Here is a 2853-nt window from a genome sequence, read left to right on the forward strand (position 1 = left end):
CGGGCCGGCGTCCGCGTCCACCGCCACGCTGGCCGAGTTCGACCAGCGGCTGGCGACCTTCGCCGTCGAGGTGGGCGCCCTGGTCCGGGCCCGCCGGCTCAGCGACTCGCAGCTGCGTACGGCCATCCGGCTGCTCGACGGCGCGCTGGACGGGCTGCGCCGGCTGCTGCGCTGAGCCCGACGCCGCCTCACAGCTACTTTCCAGCGAGTGCCCAGCGCGGACGCAGCGAGAGCGCGGATGATGGGCGGCATGGCCGCTACCCAGACCGAGGCGCGACTGCTCGTCGTCGAGGACGATCCCAACATCCTCGAACTGCTCTCCGCGAGTCTGCGCTTCGCGGGCTTCGACGTGGCCACCGCGACGAGCGGCAGCGCCGCTCTCAACGCCGCCAAGGACCACCGACCCGACCTGGTGGTGCTCGACGTGATGCTGCCCGACCTGGACGGCTTCGAGGTCATCCGGATGCTGCGCGAGGGCGGCACCCGTACGCCGGTGGTCTTCCTCACCGCCCGTGACGCGACCGACGACAAGATCCGGGGGCTCACCCTGGGCGGGGACGACTACGTCACCAAGCCGTTCAGCCTGGAGGAGCTGACCGCCCGGATCCGGGCGGTGCTGCGGCGGACCAGCAGCGGCGAGCAGACGCCCTCCCGGCTCACCTTCGCCGACCTGGAGCTGGACGAGGAGACCCACGAGGTGCACCGGGCCGGCCAGCGGGTGCAGCTCTCACCGACCGAGTTCAAGCTGCTGCGCTACCTGATGCTGAACGCCAACCGGGTGCTGTCCAAGGCGCAGATCCTCGACCACGTGTGGAACTACGACTTCCGGGGCGACGACAACATCGTCGAGTCCTACATCTCCTACCTGCGCCGCAAGGTGGACAACACCCAGCCCCGGCTGATCCACACCCTCCGAGGCGTCGGCTACGTCCTGCGCAAGCCGGCGGCGTGAACCCCCTCGACCAGGGCAAGGCGCGGCTGCGCAGCGTCCCGCTGCGGGTCAAGCTGGTCGCCGCGGTGCTGGCCCTGGTCGCCGCCGCGCTCCTGGTGATCAGCTCCCTGACCACCTTCTTTCTCCGCAACTACCTGGTCGGCCAGGTGGACGGCCAGATCAAGTCGGCCAGCCAGGGGCTCGGGCAACTGCTGCCCGGGCTCCGCAGCGGCAGGGTCGAGGCGATGCTGCCCAGCAGCTACGTCGTTTCGATCGCCGACGAGAATCAGGTGTACCCGACGCGCTACGACGACCTCAGCCTCGACCCCGAGCAACTGCCCGACTTCCCCACGGACTGGAGCGGGTTCGCGGCGCGGGTGGGCGAGCCCCGCACTGTCGTGTCCCAGGACGGTCGCACCCGCTGGCGGGTGGTCTACGCGGGACAGAAGGACGGCTCGGTGCTGGCCGTGGGCCAGCCGCTCACCCAGGTGGATCGCGCCGTGAAGCAGCTGGTCTGGATAGACCTGCTGGTCGGCGGCGCGGTGCTGGTCCTGCTCGCCTCCATCGGCGCGGCGATCGTCCGGACCAGCCTGAAGCCGCTGGTGGAGATAGAACGTACGGCCGCCGCCATCGCCGGTGGCGACCTCACCCGGCGGGTGCCCGACCCGGAGCAGGGGCAGCCCATCCCCACGTCCGAGCTGGGGCGGCTCTCCCGGGCGTTGAACGCCATGCTGAACCAGATCGAGGTCGCCTTCACCGCGCGGGCCGCCTCGGAGTTGGCCGCCCGGTCCGCCGAGGCCGCCGCCCGGGAGGCGGCCGGCTCGGCGCGGGCCTCCGAGGCGCGGGCCCGCCGCTCCGAGGAGCGGATGCGGCAGTTCGTCGCGGACGCCTCGCACGAGCTGCGGACGCCGCTGACCACCATCCGGGGCTTCTCCGAGCTGTACCGGCAGGGCGCGGCGAGCGCGCCGGAGCAGACCGCCGACCTGCTGCGCCGCATCGAGCAGGAGGCGGCCCGGATGGGGCTGCTGGTGGAGGACCTGCTGCTGCTCGCCCGGCTGGACCGGGAGCGACCGCTCTCCCTCGCCCCGGTGGAGCTGCCCGTGCTGGCGAGCGAGGCGGTCGAGGCCGCCCGGGCGGTGGCGCCCGAGCGCCGGATCGAGCTGGAGGTCACCCCCGGCTCCGGTCCGCTGGTCGTCTACGGCGACGACGCCCGGCTGCGCCAGATCATCGGCAACCTGATGACCAACGCGCTCACGCACACCCCGCCGGAGGCCTCGGTGACCCTGCGGCTGCGCGCCGAGCCCGGGAACCTGGCCGTGGTCGAGGTGGCGGACACCGGTCCCGGGCTCAACCCGGAGCAGGCGGAGCGGGTCTTCGAGCGCTTCTACCGGGTGGACGCGGCGCGTACCCGGCGAGCCGGCGGCAACACCGGCACCGGCCTCGGCCTGGCCATCGTCGCGGCGCTGGTGCGCGCCCACCACGGCACCGTCGAGGTGGCCGAGACCCCCGGCGGGGGAGCGACCTTCCGGGTCCGGCTCCCGCTCGTGCCGGACGACGAGGGCGATGGCGAGTGACTTTCAGCCAACATTCAGGTGCGTTCCAGGCGGATCGCAGTGGTGCGCGTCAAGGTGGAGACATGACCGAGCACGAGTCCGACCCGCAGCGCCGGCCGGCCCACCCCGACGCCGAGCCGTCGCACCCCACCGCCGAGCTGCCGCGTGCCGAGCGCGCGCAGTCCGACTCCGCCCCCGGCGGTGACTCCGCCCCGACCGTCGGCCTGACCACCGTGCCCGGCGGCGACCCCGCCCCGGCCGCCGGTGACTCCACCCCGACCGTCAGGTTCGGCACTGCGCCCGGCGGCGACACCGGCCCGGCCGCCGGTGGCTCCGCCCCACTTGGCGGCGAGGCGCCGCGTACCGCCG

2 protein-coding genes and 1 pseudogene are annotated in these 2853 nt (G+C 73.5%); all 3 read left to right on the forward strand.

Features of this window, described 5'->3' with window-relative positions:
• Positions 1–250: 250 nt before the first annotated feature.
• Complete coding sequence (locus F6X68_RS31975) at positions 251–952, forward strand: response regulator transcription factor (protein ID WP_151457730.1); 702 nt, start codon at positions 251–253, stop codon at positions 950–952.
• Entirely contained in the window at positions 949–2505 is a 1557-nt protein-coding gene (locus F6X68_RS31980) for a HAMP domain-containing sensor histidine kinase (RefSeq protein ID WP_151457731.1), read from the forward strand. Before F6X68_RS31975 ends, F6X68_RS31980 begins: the two co-directional genes overlap by 4 nt.
• 62 nt (positions 2506–2567) lie before the next feature.
• A pseudogene (locus F6X68_RS31985) lies at positions 2568–2853 on the forward strand (peptidase S1); the annotation flags it as partial.

Origin of the sequence: Micromonospora sp. AMSO12t, from assembly GCF_008806585.1 — a bacterium.
In the GTDB taxonomy this organism is placed as follows: Bacteria; Actinomycetota; Actinomycetes; order Mycobacteriales; family Micromonosporaceae; genus Micromonospora; species Micromonospora reichwaldensis.

What these genes read in the sequence shown, in the direction of transcription:
- F6X68_RS31975 (WP_151457730.1), top strand. Translation starts at nt 251, where the DNA reads ATGGCCGCTACCCAGACCGAGGCGCGACTGCTCGTCGTCGAGGACGAT.